Below are 18,355 nucleotides of genomic sequence, written 5' to 3'. Positions count from 1 at the left end.
GCGCGACCGACTACGGGTAAGCAGCGCCAACATTCGCGGTAGTTATGGATATTCTGGAGCTCAAATGAACATCAAGCAGAAACTGACCTGGGCTTTTGCGGTGATTGCCTGTTTGCCCATACTCGTCGTGGCCGCCATCGTGATCGTGAACCTGCGTGACAAGGCAACCAGCGATTTCGTGGACAGCAGCGGACGGGAGATTCGTCAGGTCGACAACGCCATGCAGCTGTTTTTCGACGGCATCACGCAGAACGTCAACTACATTGCGGCACACCCGCTGATTGCCGGCGCGGGCGATGATTTTCGTAACTACATGGGCGCAGCCGCTACCGCGCAATCCGAGAATGACCGGCAGGCCACCGAACTGTTCGCCAGTATCGCCAAGGCTCACCCTGCTTACTCCTACGTCTCTTACGGTCTGATCAACGGCAGCTACATCATGACGCCGGAAGACCCAAAAATGAGCAACTACGACCCGCGTGTACGCCCGTGGTACAAGACCGCAATGGCCAACGCCGGAAAGACCGTGCGCAGCGATGCCTATTACTGGGCCAACGATGATGCGGTACTGGTCAGCACCATCCGCGCGATTCCCAACAAGCTGGGTAACCCTGGCGGCGTGGTCAACATCGACGTATCGCTCAAGCAACTGACCAACATCGTCAAGCAGATCAAACTGGGGGACAGCGGCTACCTGATGCTGATGGAGAAGAACGGCACCGTGCTGGTCGACCCCAAGCAGCCAGAGCATAACTTCAAGAAGCTGGGTGATCTGGGCGACGGTTTCGCCGAGCTGGCCAAGACTGGCACTGGCCTGGTCGAGGTGACACTCAACGGCGAACGCTACATGGCCAACGTGTACCCGTCCGAGCAACTGGGCTGGAACTTCATCGGCCTGATCAAACAGGACGAAGTGATGGCCTCGGCCACCCGCCTCACTTGGCTGATCGGCATTATCGCTGCGGTACTGGCGGTGGTCTTTGCGATTGTCGGCGCCAGTTTTGCCAGCGTGATTGTCCGTCCGATCCACAGTGTTTCCAGCGGCCTGGAAGGCATCGCTGGCGGTGAAGGCGACCTGACCCGGAACCTCGCGGTGCGCGGCAAGGATGAAACCGCGCAACTGGCGGGTTGGTTCAACAAGTTTCTGACCGCCATCCGCAGCCTTATCCAGCACATCGGTCAGGCCGCCGGGAAGATTCTCGAAGCCTCACACAGTTCGACACGTGTCTCCAATGACATGGCCGAAGCCGCTGGCCGTCAGCGTGAAGCGGTAGACATGGTCTCCACCGCCTTCCATGAAATGGTCGCCACGTCCAATGAAGTCGCCCGTTCCTGCAGCCAGGCCGCCGACTCGGCTGACAGTGGTCAACAGCAGGCGCGTGAAGGTCAGCGGCAGATCGATGATGCCGTACGCAGTGTTGACCAGCTCAGCGAGGAACTCGCCCGCTCGGCCAAGGACATGACACAACTGGAAAAAGACAGCACCGGCATCCAGTCGATTTTGAACACCATCCGCTCGATTGCCGAGCAGACCAACCTGCTGGCCCTCAACGCCGCCATCGAAGCAGCCCGTGCAGGCGAACAGGGTCGCGGCTTTGCGGTAGTGGCAGACGAAGTCCGCGCACTCGCCAAACGCACCTCCGACTCGACCGCCGAAATCGACAGCCTGCTGGGCAATCTGGCCAAACGCACGGCTTCGGTGGCGCAACAGATGCACGCCAGTCTCGACGTTTCGCAGCAATCGGTGACCAAGATCGGGCAAGCGCGCAGCAGCTTCGGGCAAATCCGTGAGTCGGTGGATGTGATTCGCGACATGAACACTCAGATCGCAACGGCCGCCGAAGAGCAGCATCAGGTCGCTGAAGACATCAACCGGCACATCAGCCAGATCCATGGCGATGCCCAATTGATCGCCGACCTCTCCGACTCGGCCCGCGCCGACTCCAGAAGCCTGGAAATACTGTCCAGCGAACTGGACGGCCTGGTGCGCAAGTTCAAGACCTGATACTGCACACACGGAGCGTAAGGAACGATGGGCGTCTGTGTGTCCCCTATCGTACCCATGCTCCGCGTGGGCATGCCGTTCTGGACGCTCTGCGTCCTGTTCACAGCAGGTGATCTAATCTGCGTCCCTCTCAAACCATTCAGTCAGAAAATCCAGAAAAGTGCGCAGCGTTGCCGACTGATGGTGCCTTGAGGTGTAGATCGCATGTATCCCCAGTGCCTGTGGCTGGTATTCCGGCATCAGGGCGATCAGCTTGCCGCTGGCAATCAGCGGCGCTGCCGAATGCACTGGCTGCAGGCTGATACCGGCACCAGCCACTGCGGCCTCCAGCAGCACCACTGAATCGTTGGCACTCAGGTTGCCATCGACCGGCACACTGAGCGGCAGTTGCTGGCGGGTGAACTCCCAGAGGCTCTTGCCGAAGTACGAATAGGTCAGGCAATTGTGGGCAGGCAGTTCCTGCGGTCTGGACGGCGTGCCGTGCACGGCAAGATAAGCTGGAGAAGCACACACTATCGAAGCGCATTGACCCAGCGGACGGGCAATTACGTTGGGGTCCAATTGATTAGTGATGCGGATCGCCAGATCGATTCGCTCGCTGACCAGATCCACCGCCTCGTTGCCGATAAGCAGGTCTGCCGAGGTGCCGGGGTAGCGTTGCAGGTAAGCCGTCACCGCGGGTGCCAGAACGGCCAGGGCCAGCGACTGCGAACAGGCGATGCGCAGCATGCCGCGTGGCTCGTCGACTTGCGTATCGGCTGCCAGTGGTACTGCGTCGGCCAGCTCGATCAACTGCTGACAACGCACCAACGTCATTTGTCCGGGGGCGGTCAAGCCGAGCTTGCGCGTGGTCCGGTGCAGCAATCGTGCTCCGGCCCAGCTCTCCATCTGCGCCAGATATCGCGTGACCATCGCCCGTGACATGTCCAGCGCCTCGGCGGCAGCAATGAGGCTGCCCCGTTCGTTGATAGCGATGAATACCCGTGCCGCTATGATCCGATCCACAATTCGTCCGATATGAGCAATCAATAGTTGTCAATACTGAGGCTTTTGTTTCACTTGAGGCAACCTAAGATAACGACCTCAGCCCTGCCCGAACAAAGGTCGTATCCCATGTTGCGTAAATCCCTGCTTGCCCTGTCCTTCGCTGCTCTTTTCCCTCTCGCAGCTCAGGCAGCCGCCCCCTTGGCAATCGAGGTGTACAACCCGGCCGAAAAAGCCGTCTTCCCGGTATCTTCCGAACTGATCACCGGCAAGCATGACGCGGTGCTCATCGATGCGCAGTTCCAGCGCAACGATGCCGAGGCTCTGGTGCAAAAGATCAAGGCCAGCGGCAAGCAACTCACCACGGTCTACATCAGCCACAGTGACCCGGATTACTACTTCGGTCTGGACGTCATCAAAGCCGCGTTCCCAGAAGCAAAGATCGTCGCCAGCGCGCCTACCGTGAAGGCGATCAAGGCTTCGATGCAGGGCAAACTCGCCTACTGGGGCCCGATTCTCAAGGACAATGCGCCAGCCAGCCTGATCGTGCCCGACGTGCTCAAGGGCGACCACCTGACACTTGAAGGCCAACCGTTGCAGATCAAAGGCCTGAATGGCCCGGCGCCCGAGCGAAGCTACGTATGGATTCCCTCCCTCAAGGCGGTAGTCGGTGGTGTCGTGGTCTCCAGCGGTATTCATGTCTGGGTCGCTGACACACAAAGCGCTAAATCGCGTCAGGACTGGCTCGCGACACTCAAAAGCATCGAGGCGCTGAAACCGGCCACTGTGGTTCCGGGTCATTACCTGGGCGAGATCCCGGCAGGCACCCAGGCTGTGACGTTCACCGCCGACTACCTGAAGTCCTTCGAAGAGCAGGCCGCCAAGGCCAAGGACTCCAGCGCCCTGATCGATGCCATGCAGAAAGCCTGGCCGCAATTGGCCGAACCGGCTTCGCTGGAGATGAGCGCAAAAGTCATCAAGGGCGAGATGAAGTGGCCGAATTGATCCGCTACCTGTAAGGCCTCGGCGGAGCGTTGCGAATAAAAGGCGGGGACCAAGCTTTTACATGCGCAGCGCACATGCACTCAGGTATGGTCAGACGCCCATATCAGTCGCTATGCTGCGCCCATGAACGCCCCTCTGAAAATCCGTACCCCCTGTCCGCCCGGCGCTTGCGACTGCAAGCGCGAGCTGCTGGACGCAGAAGATGCAGACCTGCGGATTCTGCTGCTGACCCGCGATGCGGAAAAAGCCCTGTTGGATCGCTTGGAGCGTATCGAAAGTCTGGAAGATCTGGAGCACATGCAGCGCAAGATTTTCCAGCAATTGGGCGTGCGTGTCGACGTCGCGCCGGGCTTCAATGAAGTGCGCACCATGCGCGGCATCAGCATTGTCGTCGAAGAAAAGGTCGGGCTGTGTCGCAAGGCGCGCCAATCGATACCCGCCGCCATCCGCCGCGCCCTGGAAGCACGTCCACAGATCGCCTATCAGTTGCTCAACGCCAACGACCTGCTGCGCGACGCGTAAGTGAAGACCAAGCCGGCGCAGGCTTTCAGAAACCGTGACGCCCGGCCTGAACAGACCGGGCGTCACGTAAACACTCCCGCAGGCTGATCAACAAACCCCTGGCGGGATGCCGTCCTTGTTGAAGTCTTTCAGGCGGTCCTTTTCTTCGGGCGTCGAATGCGCGGGCACATCGCTTTGCGGTTCCGGTTTTTTCTCGTCTTTCTTGTCAGTCATGGTCATTGACTCCGCTGGTGGACACTCAAATAAGGCCACGCGCGGAGCATTCGGTTCAGACTGATTGCGCAGCCCGGCGCTGATCGACGCTGCATTCCAGTTGCCTGGCCAGGCCCTGCAGATCGAGCAGGGTCGCGCGCCAGCTGCGCTCCTGACTGCCGACGCTGACCAGCGAACGAACCCGGTCATTGACCGAAATGCCCTTGCCGGTACTGGCTTGCCAGCCTTGTTCCAGCATCGCCGGATCGAACTGATTGAACGCGTCGATCGCATCGACCCGGCTCACCGCAAAACCGAAGCACAGACGCTCGCCACGTACGATCAATACGCGTGAAGCGTCACTCTGGGTTTGCGCACCTTCGCCCAGCAGACTACTCAGGCAGATCAGCGGCACCTGCTCACCACGCAAATTGAACTGACCCAGCAAATGTGTTTCTGGCTGTGAAAGCCCGATCAACTGCTGTGGCACGCTCATGATTTCGACAATCTGGCTCAATGGAGCGACAAAGCGAGTCGGTGCGTCAAACAGCAGGCAGGCATGTCGCAGCATCGCCTTGGTCACATCATGCGAGGCTTGCGCAGGTCTGACGTCATGCTGGTAGACCTGCGTATAGCTTTTGACTTCCGGGCGCTGCAACAGCATCGGATGATCAAGCAGCAATGCCTGCTGCCCCTCCTCCAGGTTCATCACACCGGCCAGCAGTTCCGGGTGCGGCAGTCCATAACCCGGTGCAGCCAGCAATCTGCTCGGGTCCTGACGCTGAATGGCAACCATACGGTCATAACCAAACCCGCATACCCGACCATCCGGCGCGGTCAACAGCAGCAACTGCGGCTTGGACGTCTGGCGTGGGTGGTCCAGACCAAGGACTTCGGAAAGGTTGAGCGCCGGGACCTTGGTGCCACGTACCGACGTGACGCCAAAGCAGCAGTCACTGGCAAAGTCCGACGCCGAGATTTCCGGGCCATCCACCAACTCGGTCACAACGCTGGCATCGATACAGAAGTTGCGACCGTCACACTCGAACACCAGGTAATGAAGCAGACGGTTCTTGGCTGCCAGCGCCTCTTCCTTGAGAATCTGCGCGCCTGGATCAGCTGCGAACAGCACGCCCGGCAGGCTGCTCAAGAAGCCCAGATCCAGCTTGTAGATCATCCGCGACTCATCTGCGCTCAGCAGCAGCGCTGGCAGCAACCCGGCGCTGGTGCCGCCAGGCCCCAGCGGACTGAATTGCGAATCGCGGGCCTTGAGAATGTCACAGACCGCGTCAATCGCCAGGCCTAGATAACCGCCCCCGTATTTGAGGATAGCGACCAGTGGCGTGGGTGACGAAACGTCGCCTCCTTCCGCCAACTGGCTGCGCAGGTCGACCAACGGCACGGGTTTGCCGCGCAAGGTAAATACTCCACGCAACGCTCCCCGGGTCAGCGGATGGGGATGCAGATCAGCCGGCCAGTGCACGGCCTCCATCAATGCATCGGCAACCACCGCCAGGTAGACGCCATTGATCTGCACGACGCCATAGGCATTCAGGCTGCTCATGCAGGTTGTCCGATGGATACCTTGTTCAGAGTTTCGGTGTAGCCGGTCAGGTTGGCTTTATGCAGCTCGATGATCAGTGCCTCCACTTCCTGAGCCGACAGGCGTTGTTTCTCGGTCGCCGTGTTGATCCCGTCGATCGCCTGAGTGGTCTGCATCACGCCTTCCACGATATGTTCGAAGGCTTCGCCGGCACTGCGCGAAATCTCGTTGCCCGACTCGATACGGCTGACCGTTTCCAGAATCAGCTTGTTGATTTCCTTGGTCGCGCGCGAGGACTTCTCGGCCAGCTTGCGCACCTCATCGGCGACTACCGAAAAGCCCAGGCCATGCTCACCGGCCCTGGCCGCTTCGATGGCCGCGTTGAAGGCCAGCATGTTGGTCTGACTGGCGATCTCGCTGATCACCTGAATGATGTCCTGAATGCCCTCGGCGGACTTGGCAATCATGCCCATCGCGTCGGACGCCTTGACCAGCGTCTGCGAGCCGGAACTGGCCTGCTCACGCGTCATTCTGGCCAGATCGGTGGCCGTCTCGGTACTTTGTGCGACGTAGGAAATGGCGGTCATCAGTGCTTTCACCGAGTCGCCCATGGCGCGGGTCTTGGCCTCTATCGCCTGCTCCATCTCGACCTGACGGGTAATGTCAGTGGCGAATTTCACCACTTTGAACGGCAAGCCGTCATGGTCGAAAATCGGGCTGTACGTCGCCTGAATCCAGATCTTCTGCCCATACTTGCTGACCCGCATGAAGCGCCCGGAGTAGAACTCGCCCTGCCCCAGCCCGTGCCAGAACTCACGGTACTCGGTGCCGCGCACGTACTCTTCCTCACAGAAAATACGGTGATGCTTGCCTTTGATCTCCAGCAGGCCATAACCCAGCGCTTTGAGGAAGTTGGCATTGGCGGTGATGATGTTGCCAGCCATGTCGAACTCGATAACGGCTTGGGCGCGGTCGATGGCATTCACCTTGCCCTGGTCCTCGACGCTGGTTTCCTTGGCGCTGGTCACGTCGAGCGCGAACTTGACGATCTTGTAGGGTTTGCCCTGCGCATCGAAGATCGGGTTGTAGGTGGCCTGAATCCAGATTTCCTTGCCGTCCTTGCGCTTGCGCTTGTACTCGTTGGCGTCGTATTCGCCACGCCCGAGCTTTTCCCAGAGTTCGCGATACTCAAGGCTGCTGACGAACTCTTCGGAACAAAACATCCGGTGGTGTTCGCCGACAACGTCTTCCAGGTCGTAGCCGAATACCGCCAGAAAATTGCGATTGGCATGCAGCACTTTACCGGTCAGATCGAACTCGATGACCGCCTGAGAGCGCTCGATAGCCGTGACCTTGCCAGCGGACTCGGCCTGACGGGCGCGACTCTCGGTGACATCGTTGGCAAACTTCACAACCTTGTAGGGACGACCGTCAGGGTCAAAGATAGGGTTGTAAGTGGCACTGATCCAGAGCTCGCGACCGTTCTTGCCGATACGCTTGTACTCGCCGGAGTCATATTCGCCACGCTCCAGCTTGGCCCAGAACGCGCGGTAGGCAGGGCTGTTCAGGTAGTCTTCTTCGCAGAACATGCGGTGATGCTGGCCCTGTATCTCATCCAGACGATAGCCAAGCACCTTGAGGAAGTTTTCATTGGCATTAAGCACCCGACCGTTCAGATCAAACTCGATGACGCCCTGCGAACGATCGATCGCCGCGACCTTGCCTTCATACTCGGCATTGGCTTTGCGCTGTTGAGTGACATCAGTGGCAAATTTTACGACTTTGAATGGATTACCCAGTTCGTCGAAGATCGGGTTGTAGGTTGCCTGCAGCCAGATCTCGCGACCGTTCTTGCCCAGGCGCTTGTACTGACCTTCGTCAAAAGCACCTTTGCCCAGTTTTTCCCAGAATGTCGCATATTCGACGCTGGAGGCATGTTCCGGCGTGCAGAACATCCGGTGATGCCGACCCTGAACTTCGTCCAGCCGATACCCGACGCAATCCAGAAAATTGGTATTGGCCCGCAGGATGTTACCTTCGAGATCGAATTCGATCATCGCCTGCGAGCGATCAATGGCCGTCATCAGCGAGTGGAGGTCCAGCTCTAGCGCGGCCCGATCCCCGGGGGTATTCTCAATTGTGGTCGACATGTAAAAGTCTCTGCGAGTCAGCATCTATGGAAGTATTGTTATGAAGCGCCGGTCTCTGCGGGCCGCGTCGAACGCTTCTGCATGCGTGGACTATGGTGCCTGCCGATCAAGCCGGTTAATCGTCTTTCTCAATGCCTTCCATAGCGCAAACTCTCAGTTCATCAGCGGCGGATGAAACAACGCAAGCTCATTGGCAAGAAGCCTTTGTATTCACATCGGCTTGAAACAGGCCAGCTTTAGCGCCACTGTTTAGCCATCATATAAATACAGACGTGCGGTCGGCCCGATCACCGGTAAAAAAATACTTCGTCCCCTCCTCCCCACGCAGAGCACCACCGCGCAATCAGGCGTAGAACCAGATGACGAGAATCACGGCACCGGTCCATCCCAGGGTGAGCAAAAAGGAAAGTCCAGCAAGGCGCGGGTCCATGGAACTCCTGTTCTAGAAGGCTTGGGTAAGCAGAGCGCTGCATACGTAGGGATATATCGGCTGGATCACCGATATATAAATTATTTTCGCCACCGTGGAACACAGTCAGTGCGCGGGTCTTGCCCTGGATCAATGTCTGATAACCTGTCTGCGATCACTTCGTTAGAAAACGCTCGTTACAGGGGCAGACATGGCCATCATTTTCCTAGCCGAACCACTGCGATCCGAGGATCGTTTCGACGTCTGGCAGGAGGTTTTGAGCTCGACGTACGGCCTGGTCGCAAGCCAGCCGCTGAGCGAAGCACCGTTCGACGGAACCCTGAACGTCAGGGATCGAAGTGGCATTACCTTTACCCGGATTCAGTCATCTCCACTTCATTACCGGCGGTTGCAACAGGACAGGGAAAGTGATCACTTCCTCGTCACGCTCTCTTTGTGTCCCGACGCGCTCGTCGCCCAGAACGGCAGGGAGTCCCGGCAAGGCGCAGGCGATATCATCCTTTACGATAGCGCCCAACCGTACGCTTGCCGTTACCCCGAAGGTGATGATCAGATCGTGCTGGCTGTGCCGCGCAAGCTGTTGCTGCAACATATCCCGAATGCCGAGCGACAGGTATGCAGAACACTGCCCGGTCGTTCGGCGCTGGGCCGTGTGGCCGGCACCTTGATGAACGAAACCTGGAGCACAGAGGATTTATCGGACCCGCTGAGCAAAAGGCTCAATGCATCACTGCTGGACGTACTGGCCACGGCTTTCGACTCGGTGTTAGGCGACACTGATATCCGGCGTGATTCTCATCAACTGCAACAGTTGCGACGCATCAAGCAGTTCCTGCTGAATAACCTGTCCGACACGGGCCTGACGGCCGACAGCATTGCCCTGGCGACGCACGTTTCGCCACGCACGCTCAATCGATTGTTCGCACAGCAAGGCACGACAGCCATTCGCTGGCTCTGGCAGCAAAGACTTTCGGCGTGCCATGACGCATTGCTCAAGCGCCATGTTCGCCGAGTCAGTGATGCTGCGCTGAACTTCGGCTTTACCAACCTCTCGCATTTCAGCCGCGCCTTCAAAAATGCCTATGGCATCTCTCCTCAGCAGCTCTTGGGGCCACGATAAGGCGATTGGCGCTTTCGGCACAGCGATTGGCTGTCCTGGCAAAGCGCACTGCACCCACGCCAATCAGTATCACTGCCATGCTGACGGCGCTTGCTGCGCGCCGTACCCAGGAACGGTGACGAAGGAAAACCTCAATGAATACCCACTCCGATAAAACCCTGCGACTGATCTTTCCCCAATGGCAAGGCGGCAACAACGCGCCTTACTATTTTGGCGCACAGTTGCTTGCATGGCTGGCACCGGACGCGACAGGGCCTGTGGAACAAGTGGACGTAACCGAACCGGATGATCAACCACTGGAACTGCAAAACAACATTATTGCCCGCCATGCGCTGCTGGCGCAGCTTGACCTTGCCCGGCGACTGATCGACCGGCATCAGCCGGATCGTCTGGTGGTTCTGGGTGGCGATTGTCTGGTCGATCTGGCGCCATTCGCCTATCTGAACGAACGCTACGACGGCGACCTTGCAGTGCTCTGGGTCGACGCCCACCCGGACGTCCTGACCCCCAAGGACTTCCAGCATGCGCATGCAATGGTCATGGGCAATCTGCTGGGCGAAGGTGACGAGGACTTCGTCAATGCCGTAAAACGCCCGATCAAACCAGCCAATGTGATGTATGCGGGCCTGCAGGACACCCTGGAGGCAGAAACCGCTTTCATCAAGCGTCTCGGGCTGCGCAGTGCCGGCGCACAGGCGCTGGCCCACACCAGCGCGCCGGTGCTGCAATGGCTAAAGGAAACCGGGGCCAGGCACCTGGCGATCCATCTGGATCTGGACGTGCTGGACCCGGCGCTCTTCCGTTCTCTGCTGTTTGCACAACCCGGTGTCCCGGCCGCTCACTTTGAGGGCGTTGCGCAAGGCAAGATGACTATCGAACAGGTTGTCCGCTTGCTGGCAGACGTTGCCAGCGTTGTGGACGTGGTCGGCCTTGGTATTGCCGAGCACCTGCCGTGGGACGCATTGGCGTTGAAGAACATGCTGACAAAGCTGCCATTGCTGGGCGTCCGGGCTGCGAATCCTTGAGCCGGACACTTTAGATACACCCTTAAAATTTAATTTATGCATACTTGAATAAAATATAATCATTTAATTTAATAATTAACATATAACAAAATAGAATTTCACTGCGATTTTTTATAGGCATATCGTCGTCTTTATGCCGACCCCTTCTCCAGGCGGAGGTGCACCCACCTTTTTGAACCGTCCGGAGCAAAACCATGAGCAGACAACGACACCTTAAACTCGGCGCAATGGTCCACGGCGTCGGCCATGGTTGGGGCGAATGGCGTCACCCGCAAGCACTGGCCAATGCCAGTGTGAATTTAGGCTTTTATCAGCAGCAGACTCAGCTGGCCGAAGCGGCTCGATTCGATTTTGTGTTCATTGCCGACAGCCTGCACATTCACGAAAAATCCAGCCCGCATTATCTGAATCGCTTCGAACCACTGACCATCCTCTCCGCACTGGCGGCCACCACCCGGCATATCGGTCTGGTGGCAACGGTCACAGTCAGCTACACCGAGCCTTTCCAGGTGGCTCGCCAGTTCGCCTCGCTGGATCACATCAGTGGCGGTCGGGCTGGCTGGAACGTGGTGACGTCCTGGCTCAGCGGCACTGCCGATAACTTCAGCAAAGGTGAACATCCGCCCCATGCCGTGCGCTACCGCATTGCCAGGGAGCACATCGAAGTGGTCAAGGGGCTGTGGGACTCATGGGAAGACGATGCGTTCGCCTACGACAAGCAAAAAGGCGAGTTTTTTACCCCTGGCAAACTGCATACGCTGGATCACAAGGGCGAGTTCTTCTCGGTGAAAGGCCCGCTCAACATAGCCCGGTCGAAGCAAGGCCAACCGGTGATTTTCCAGGCGGGCACCTCCGAGGCCGGGCGTAATTTTGCCGCTCAGAACTCCGATGCAATTTTTGTCCACGCCGAGAGCTTCGACGACGCGCGCACCTATTATCAGGACCTCAAGCAACGAGCCGAAGGGTTTGCCCGCGACCCGCACGCGCTATCGATTCTGCCCGGCATTCGCCCGATTGTCGGGCGTGATGAGGCCGAGGTGGAGAGCCGCTACCGCCAGGCCGTGGAGCTGGTCACCATCGAAGACGCTATCGTCGCCCTCGGACGTCCGTTCAATGACCATGACTTCAGCCAGTACCCACTGGACGCCCCGTTTCCGGAACTGGGCGATCTGGGCTCCAACAGCCAGAAAGGCGGTTCGGACCGGATCAAGCAACTGGCCAGAGACGAGGGTTTGAGCCTGCGTGAGGTCGCCTTGCGCTTCTCCCTGCCCCGCCGTGACTTTGTCGGTACGCCCGAACAGGTTGCCGACGCTATTCAGACGTGGTTTGAAGAAGGGGCCGCCGACGGCTTCATCATCAATAGCGTCCTGCCGGATGGTTTGCAGTATTTCACTGAGTGGGTGGTGCCGGTGCTACAGCAGCGTGGCCTGTTTCGCACTGAATACAGCGGTAACACGCTACGTGAGAATCTTGGCCTTGAAGTGCCGGTCAATCGTCACGCAAAGGCTGTCGCCCACAAAAAAGACGAGGCATTGGCATGACTCGACTCGTGATAGCCAGCCAACTGGAAGAAGACTTCAACCAGGTCATCCGCGAGCGGCTTGCAGTGACCCATCCACAAGCCAGGGTCATCGGTGTACCTGCTGGAGTGCCGAGTGACCTGCCCGGCGAGGTCGGCATTCTGCTGGCGCGCCCGATCAACGTGCGTGGTTATGAAGCACCAGCCTCGCCGCCACCGGGTTGGCCCTATGGCCTGAAATGGATTCAGGTGGTGTCTTCAGGCATCGATTTCTATCCGGGCTGGCTGTTCGACGGACCGCCCGTGAGCACTTCTCGGGGCAGTGCGGCAGAAAACATCGCCGAGTTCTCGCTGGCCGCGATCTTTGCCGCAGCCAAGCATCTTCCGGACATCTGGGTGCATGACTCGCAATGGAATTTCACCGCCCTGACGCCACTCAAGGGCACCACACTCGGCATTCTCGGCTTCGGCGCCATCGGCCGCAGTCTGGCCAGCAAGGCCCACGCGCTGGGTATCAACGTGGTCGCATTACGGCAAAGTTCGGCTCCGTTCGAGGTTGACGGTGTCGAAGCTGCTCGGGACATTCACGACCTGTTCGCGCGCGCCGACCATCTGGTACTGGCCGCGCCGTTGACACCTGCCACCCGGCATATCGTCAACGCCGACGTGCTGAACAGTGCCAAACCCGGCCTGCACCTGATCAACATCGCCCGCGGCGGTTTGCTTGATCACGAGGCGCTGGTCACGGCACTGGATCAAGGCAACATCGGCCTCGCCTCGCTCGACGTCACCGAGCCCGAACCGCTGCCGGACGGCCATCCACTGTATTCGCATCCGCGAGTGCGTCTGTCACCGCACACCTCGGCGATCTCCAGCAATAGCCGTCACGAGATAGCCGACAGCTTCCTGGCCAATCTGGAGCGCTATATCAGCGGGCAGGCCTTGCACAATCAGGCTGATCACCAGCGCGGCTACTGACTCTCAGCATCACTTACACATACCGAGCGTGCCATGTCGAACCCCATAAGAAACACTCGAATTCAACTCCGGCGTTCTCTGTTGGCAGGGCTGTTCGCAGCGTTGGCTCTAGGCTGCGCCCTGCCCATCGAGGCACAGGAAACGCTACGGATCGGTTACCAGAAGTCGTCCACGCTGATCACCCTGCTGAAGACCCAGGGCACGCTGGAAAAAGCCCTTGCGCCACAGCACGTCAACGTAACCTGGCATGAGTTTCCGAGCGGCCTGCCGCTGCTGGAGGCACTGAACGTGGGCAATGTCGACATCAGTGCGGACGTGGCCGACACCGTGCCGATTTTTGCTCAGGCGGCGCAGGCCAGGCTGACCTACTTTGCCCAGGAAGCGGCATCACCCTCGGCTCAGGCAATCATCGTGCATAAAAACTCGTCCGTGCACCAACTGTCGGACCTGAAAGGCAAAAAGGTCGCGGTTACCAAGGCTGCCGGCTCTCACTACCTGCTGATCGCTGCGTTGAAGAAAGCCGGCCTGGCGTTTTCGGATATTCAGCCCGCCTACCTGTCACCCGCCGACGGCCGTGCAGCCTTCGAGAACAATAAGGTTGACGCCTGGGTCACCTGGGAACCCTTCCTGACCAGCGCCCAACGGCAATTGCCGACCCGTACCCTGGCTGACGGCGTGGGCCTGTCCAGCTACAAGCGCTATTACCTGACCGGTACCGGCTACGCCAAGGACCACCCACAAGTGCTCAGCGTGGTTTACGAGCAATTGCACAAGGCGGGCATATGGCTCAAGGCCAATCCACGCGAAGCCGCACAGGTGCTGAGCCCTCTGTGGGGCAACCTGGACATCGAAACGGTTGAAATCGCCAACAGCCATCGCACTTATCAGATCCAGCCAGTCACACATGATCAATTGGACGAACAACAGCATATCGCCGACGCCTTCTTCGCAGCCGGTCTGCTGCCCAAGGCGGTGGATGCGGGCGATGTCGAGATCTGGAAGCCCTGAAAATCGGTTTAACGCCTTCGCTGTGCAAAATATCCGGGTGCCTTGGTCTAAAAACGGCTTTTGCAGTTCTCAGACAACTAACAACGTGCCATCATTTTGGATCCTAACCCAGCGATAAAAGGACGTACCGATGGCACAGCACTATTTGACACCTGCTCTGATCGGGCTCTTCAGCTTGCTATTTCTGGGTATTGGCTTCTGGATCAACAGTCGTGTGGCAGCCAGCAAGCTTGCACAACAGCTCGCCGAACTGAAGGCAGCGAATCAGGCTGAACATCAACAATTGTTGAATGATGCAGCGCTCGCGCACCAGCGAGAACAACAGATGCTTCATGAGCAGGAAGAGCACCAACGCGAGTTGACACTGCTCAGCGAGGACATGGGGCGTCACCGGGACGTCGAGAGACAACTCAGTATTCAGCTCGGCGAACTCAAGACGTCGCTGGACGCAGAAAAGCAGCGCATGTCCGACAAAGTAGCGCAACTCACTGAGGTAACCACCCTGGCCGAAAATCGCAGCCTGGAATCCAACAAGCTAAGAATGCAGCTCGGAGAACTCAGGGTGCAAGTTGGCCAGGACCAAGAACAAACAAGACAATTAGAGGAGCTCAAGCAGATACTCGCGCAACATCAGACGCGGCTGGAAGCAGCTCAACTGCAATTGCAAAAGCAAGGCGAACAACTCGGACAAAGCACCGAACAGGCTAACCAACTGCTGGAATTGAAGGCTGCCCACGCCAACTCACAAACACGTATCGAAAAAGCAGAGGAAGAATTCAAAAAGCAGCGTGAGCAGTTGGGTCAGGCTGCGGAACAAAAAGAACAACTTGATGTGCTACGAGGCACGCTGGTACAGCGCGATAAAGAATTGGGCGTGATGCGAGATGAACTGAGCCTCGCCAAGCAAAGCCTCGCGGAAGTCAACATGCGTCACGCGCGTGACCAGCACTCCGCCGCCGAGAAACTGCAGCTCCTTGAAGACAACAAGGTTCAGCTCAAGCAAGAATTTCAAAACCTTGCCAATCAGATTTTTGACAGCAAGCAGCAGAGTTTCTCCGAACAGAGTCGTCAAGGCCTGGATACGTTGCTGAAACCATTCAAGGACCAACTCGACTCATTTCGCCAGCGGGTAGATCAGGTTCACTCCGATACAGTGCAAGGACAAAGCTCGATGAAAAACGAGCTGATCAAGCTGATGGAGCTGAATGCCCAGATCACCACGGAAGCGTCAAACCTTACCAAGGCACTTAAAGGTGACAAGAAGCTGCAGGGCACGTGGGGCGAGCAGAAGGTCGAAATGCTGCTTGAACAGGCCGGATTGCGCAAAGGGTTCGAGTATCACCGTGAGGCCAACTTCAAGAATGATGAGGCTGGAAACAATCGACCGGACTTTGTCGTCAATTTGCCCGAAGGCAAACACATCATCATTGACAGTAAAATGTCACTGGTCGCCTATACGGAGTACGTGTCCGCCGAAACTGACGAAGAACGCACCCGAGCGTTGTCTGCACACGTTCTTGCCCTCAAGCATCATATCAACGGCCTCTCCGACAAAAAGTACACCGACCTTAACGGCATTAATTCGCCTGACTTCGTATTTTTGTTCATGCCGGTCGAGCCCGCCTATCTGGTTGCCGCAGAGCACAGCCCGGGCGTTTTTCAGGGGGCCTATGAAAAACGTATCGCGATTATCACAGCGACGACATTGCTGCCGGTACTTCGCGTCGTTTCAAACCTCTGGAGTATCCAGCGCCAGAACAGCAGCACATTACAGCTCGCTACCATGGCGACCAAGGTCTACGACAAGTTGCGAGTTTTCGTAGAAAAAATGGACAAACTGGGTAATCAAATTGCAACCGTGCAGAAAAGCTATAACGAAAGCGTCACCACACTGAAAGGAGATCACGGCAGCCTGACTAAGACCGTGGACAAATTCGTCGCGCTGGGCGTTACCGTTTCCAAGCGTTTGCCAGCTTCTGCTATTGGGGAAGACGAAGAGCTGGAAAGCGAACTAGCAATACTGCCGGTTGAAGGTGCGGCCAACACTTGAAGAGAGCAACAGATGAGCATCTGACCCGACACGCAAGCGTCGACAGTGTCTAGAAAGGCAGAAGGCCTGAACCGGTTCAGGCCTTCTATAATCTTCAACGATTTCTATCGTTTTTCAAACACGCGGCGGCCCCGGAAACACGCCACGAACCTGCTCGTAGGCCTGCGCGACACGCAACGCCAGGGCATCCTTGAAGCGCGGCGCCACGATCATCATGGCGACTGGCAGTCCGTCGGCCAGACCTGCCGGGATTGACGTGGCCGGGTGGCCGGTCAGGTCGAAAGGCGCAGTGTTGGCGAGCATGTTCAGTGCGCTGTGCACATACTCTTCAATCGGCGCATCGGCGGCGGTCAAAGGGGTCGCCACGAACGGCATGGTCGGCATCACCAGCACGTCGAAATCCTTGAACGCTTCGTCATATTGACGGGTGAGTTCCGGCACCAGCATGCGCGCCTTGGCGTAATAGGCACCGTGCAGGTTCTTCAGGCTGTAATGCCCGGTCAGCGCCACGGCACGCACGCTGCTGGACAATGCGTTGGCATGCACACGACGCTTGGCACCGAAGTAACTCATGATCTCGGGGTCGTAATAGCCGTCGACGTTCATGCCATAGCCGTTGCCTTGCAGCATCTGGTACGCCGCGCCATCGGTGGCGATGACGTTCCACATGTCCAGCGCCACCCCGCGATGCCAGGGGACACTGGCCTCGCCGACCGTGGCGCCAAGGCTTTCAAGTTGTGCCGCGGCAACTTTGACCAAGGCGTCTACCTGCGGCTCGGACATGCCGGGGATCGCAAAACCCTCGCGCAACAGACCGATTTTCAGGCCCGAAACGCCTTGATCAAGGGTCGCGACACAGTTCACCGCTGGCGGGTTTTTCTGTCTTGAATCGAGGCCGTCGGCTCCGGCGATCACATCGAGCATGATCGCGCAGTCAAGTACGTTGTTGGCCATCGGGCCGACGTGGTCGATAGTCCGCTCAATCGGGAAAGCCCCGGTATAAGGCACCAGGCTGTAAGTCGGCTTGTGCCCGACAATACCGCTCCAGGCCGACGGCATACGGATCGAGCCGCCCTGATCGCCGCCGATGGCCATATCCACCGCTTGCAAAGCGACCAGCACGGCACTGCCGCTGGATGAGCCACCTGCGTTGCGGGTCAGGTCCCACGGGTTTTTCACCGCGCCGCTGGCCGAGGTGAAGCTGGCCCCGGAGAAACACAGGTCTTCGCACACCGACTTGCCGACCACGGTCGCGCCTGCAGCCAACAGGCGCTTGACCACGGTGGCGTCCTCGGAAGGCACATAACCATCAAGGCTCAGCGAACCATTGGCCATCGGCACGCCGGCCACCGATACGTTGTCCTTGATGACCACCGTTCTACCTGCCAGCGGGCCGCTCTGGGCACCGGCAATATGCGTCTTCACATACCAGGCCCCGTGCAGGTTTTCTGCCTCTGTCGGCCTGCTGTGTTCACGCTGCGGGGTGGGTTGGGCGATGTGAGCGGCATATAACGCATCGATGGCCTCGTAAGAGCCCAGGGTTTCGTCAGCCAGACTCAGGAACGATTTCATTTGGCTGTCTGAGAGGTCGTACCCGTGGTCTTGAGCGGCAATCAGGAAGTCGGCTTTGCCGGGACGTTTTACGGACATGGTGTTCTCCAGATAACGGTAAGGGCCGTCCGGGGTCGGACAGGCGCTGACTGGAGCCGCCTGTGCAGGATGCGCAGGTCTGGGCTCGATCCGGAGGACGCCGTTGTCCCTGCCGGTCGCCACGCGGTGCCCCATACCTGCCGTTTCAGGGCGTATGGCAACTGTCCGCGCAGA

General features: G+C 58.2%; 14 protein-coding genes and 1 pseudogene. 10 read left to right on the top strand and 5 right to left on the bottom strand.

Features of this window, described 5'->3' with window-relative positions:
* Positions 1 to 64: 64 nt before the first annotated feature.
* Positions 65 to 1,147 (top strand): annotated as a pseudogene (locus ALO80_RS32545) (cache domain-containing protein); the annotation flags it as partial.
* Positions 1,148 to 1,237: 90 nt separating this feature from the next.
* Positions 1,238 to 2,005 (top strand): methyl-accepting chemotaxis protein, encoded by a 768-nt coding sequence (locus ALO80_RS32540; protein ID WP_395514956.1) that lies wholly within the window; start codon positions 1,238 to 1,240, stop codon positions 2,003 to 2,005.
* A 114-nt stretch (positions 2,006 to 2,119) separates the two neighbouring features.
* Here ALO80_RS32540 and ALO80_RS11885 read toward each other — a convergent pair whose 3' ends face one another.
* Positions 2,120 to 3,010 (bottom strand): LysR family transcriptional regulator, encoded by an 891-nt coding sequence (locus ALO80_RS11885; RefSeq protein WP_083493247.1) that lies wholly within the window; start codon positions 3,008 to 3,010, stop codon positions 2,120 to 2,122.
* A gap of 108 nt (positions 3,011 to 3,118) precedes the next feature.
* Here ALO80_RS11885 and ALO80_RS11880 point away from each other — a divergent pair, with 108 nt between their 5' ends.
* Both ALO80_RS11880 and ALO80_RS11875 read left to right on the top strand, forming a co-directional pair.
* Positions 3,119 to 3,994: an MBL fold metallo-hydrolase gene (locus ALO80_RS11880; protein ID WP_055009149.1), complete on the top strand. Its 876-nt coding sequence runs from the start codon at positions 3,119 to 3,121 to the stop codon at positions 3,992 to 3,994.
* A 123-nt stretch (positions 3,995 to 4,117) separates the two neighbouring features.
* Positions 4,118 to 4,516 carry a hypothetical protein gene (locus tag ALO80_RS11875; protein ID WP_054985379.1) on the top strand — a complete coding sequence of 133 codons (399 nt, stop codon included), beginning with the start codon at positions 4,118 to 4,120 and terminating at the stop codon, positions 4,514 to 4,516.
* A gap of 87 nt (positions 4,517 to 4,603) precedes the next feature.
* Here ALO80_RS11875 and ALO80_RS32185 read toward each other — a convergent pair whose 3' ends face one another.
* From ALO80_RS32185 to ALO80_RS11865, 3 genes are read right to left on the bottom strand one after another with little or no spacing between them, the layout of a single operon-like run.
* Entirely contained in the window at positions 4,604 to 4,729 is a 126-nt protein-coding gene (locus ALO80_RS32185; protein ID WP_083493245.1) for a hypothetical protein, read from the bottom strand.
* A 55-nt stretch (positions 4,730 to 4,784) separates the two neighbouring features.
* A complete protein-coding gene (locus ALO80_RS11870) occupies positions 4,785 to 6,272 on the bottom strand; it encodes a chemotaxis protein CheW (RefSeq protein WP_055009148.1) in 1,488 nt (495 codons plus the stop codon).
* Positions 6,269 to 8,401 carry a methyl-accepting chemotaxis protein gene (locus ALO80_RS11865; RefSeq protein ID WP_054985387.1) on the bottom strand — a complete coding sequence of 711 codons (2,133 nt, stop codon included), beginning with the start codon at positions 8,399 to 8,401 and terminating at the stop codon, positions 6,269 to 6,271. Before ALO80_RS11865 ends, ALO80_RS11870 begins: the two co-directional genes overlap by 4 nt.
* A gap of 620 nt (positions 8,402 to 9,021) precedes the next feature.
* Between ALO80_RS11865 and ALO80_RS11860 the strand changes: the two genes are divergently transcribed.
* The 6 genes from ALO80_RS11860 (at position 9,022) to rmuC (ending at position 16,531) form a co-directional block, all read left to right on the top strand.
* Positions 9,022 to 9,951: an AraC-like ligand-binding domain-containing protein gene (locus ALO80_RS11860; RefSeq protein ID WP_055009147.1), complete on the top strand. Its 930-nt coding sequence runs from the start codon at positions 9,022 to 9,024 to the stop codon at positions 9,949 to 9,951.
* A gap of 134 nt (positions 9,952 to 10,085) precedes the next feature.
* Positions 10,086 to 10,976, top strand: coding sequence for an arginase family protein (locus ALO80_RS11855; protein ID WP_055009146.1), 891 nt, complete (start codon positions 10,086 to 10,088; stop codon positions 10,974 to 10,976).
* A 194-nt stretch (positions 10,977 to 11,170) separates the two neighbouring features.
* Entirely contained in the window at positions 11,171 to 12,517 is a 1,347-nt protein-coding gene (locus ALO80_RS11850) for an LLM class flavin-dependent oxidoreductase (protein WP_054985383.1), read from the top strand.
* Entirely contained in the window at positions 12,514 to 13,473 is a 960-nt protein-coding gene (locus ALO80_RS11845) for a D-isomer specific 2-hydroxyacid dehydrogenase family protein (protein WP_055009145.1), read from the top strand. The genes ALO80_RS11850 and ALO80_RS11845 overlap by 4 nt, the downstream gene beginning before the upstream one ends.
* A 33-nt stretch (positions 13,474 to 13,506) precedes the next feature.
* Positions 13,507 to 14,481: an aliphatic sulfonate ABC transporter substrate-binding protein gene (locus ALO80_RS11840; RefSeq protein WP_055009144.1), complete on the top strand. Its 975-nt coding sequence runs from the start codon at positions 13,507 to 13,509 to the stop codon at positions 14,479 to 14,481.
* A gap of 130 nt (positions 14,482 to 14,611) precedes the next feature.
* Positions 14,612 to 16,531: a DNA recombination protein RmuC gene (gene rmuC, locus ALO80_RS11835; RefSeq protein WP_055009143.1), complete on the top strand. Its 1,920-nt coding sequence runs from the start codon at positions 14,612 to 14,614 to the stop codon at positions 16,529 to 16,531.
* 114 nt (positions 16,532 to 16,645) lie between these two features.
* Here rmuC and ALO80_RS11830 read toward each other — a convergent pair whose 3' ends face one another.
* Entirely contained in the window at positions 16,646 to 18,316 is a 1,671-nt protein-coding gene (locus ALO80_RS11830; protein WP_174518949.1) for an amidase, read from the bottom strand.
* Positions 18,317 to 18,355 lie beyond the last annotated feature (39 nt).

The organism is Pseudomonas caricapapayae (genome assembly GCF_001400735.1).
Taxonomy (GTDB): domain Bacteria; phylum Pseudomonadota; class Gammaproteobacteria; order Pseudomonadales; family Pseudomonadaceae; genus Aquipseudomonas; species Aquipseudomonas caricapapayae.
The sequence above is the reverse complement of the archived record's forward strand: the minus strand, read 5'-3'. Positions and strand labels throughout refer to the sequence as shown.

Excerpts from the sequence above, each read along its gene's own strand:
- rmuC (WP_055009143.1), top strand. The coding sequence starts at position 14,612 with ATGGCACAGCACTATTTGACACCTGCTCTGATCGGGCTCTTCAGCTTG.
- ALO80_RS11830 (WP_174518949.1), bottom strand. The coding sequence starts at position 18,316 with ATGGGGCACCGCGTGGCGACCGGCAGGGACAACGGCGTCCTCCGGATC.
- ALO80_RS11845 (WP_055009145.1), top strand. The coding sequence starts at position 12,514 with ATGACTCGACTCGTGATAGCCAGCCAACTGGAAGAAGACTTCAACCAG.
- ALO80_RS11840 (WP_055009144.1), top strand. The coding sequence starts at position 13,507 with ATGTCGAACCCCATAAGAAACACTCGAATTCAACTCCGGCGTTCTCTG.
- ALO80_RS32185 (WP_083493245.1), bottom strand. The coding sequence starts at position 4,729 with ATGACTGACAAGAAAGACGAGAAAAAACCGGAACCGCAAAGCGATGTG.
- ALO80_RS11870 (WP_055009148.1), bottom strand. The coding sequence starts at position 6,272 with ATGAGCAGCCTGAATGCCTATGGCGTCGTGCAGATCAATGGCGTCTAC.
- ALO80_RS11880 (WP_055009149.1), top strand. The coding sequence starts at position 3,119 with ATGTTGCGTAAATCCCTGCTTGCCCTGTCCTTCGCTGCTCTTTTCCCT.
- ALO80_RS11860 (WP_055009147.1), top strand. The coding sequence starts at position 9,022 with ATGGCCATCATTTTCCTAGCCGAACCACTGCGATCCGAGGATCGTTTC.
- ALO80_RS11855 (WP_055009146.1), top strand. The coding sequence starts at position 10,086 with ATGAATACCCACTCCGATAAAACCCTGCGACTGATCTTTCCCCAATGG.
- ALO80_RS11850 (WP_054985383.1), top strand. The coding sequence starts at position 11,171 with ATGAGCAGACAACGACACCTTAAACTCGGCGCAATGGTCCACGGCGTC.
- ALO80_RS11875 (WP_054985379.1), top strand. The coding sequence starts at position 4,118 with ATGAACGCCCCTCTGAAAATCCGTACCCCCTGTCCGCCCGGCGCTTGC.
- ALO80_RS32540 (WP_395514956.1), top strand. The coding sequence starts at position 1,238 with ATGGCCGAAGCCGCTGGCCGTCAGCGTGAAGCGGTAGACATGGTCTCC.
- ALO80_RS11865 (WP_054985387.1), bottom strand. The coding sequence starts at position 8,401 with ATGTCGACCACAATTGAGAATACCCCCGGGGATCGGGCCGCGCTAGAG.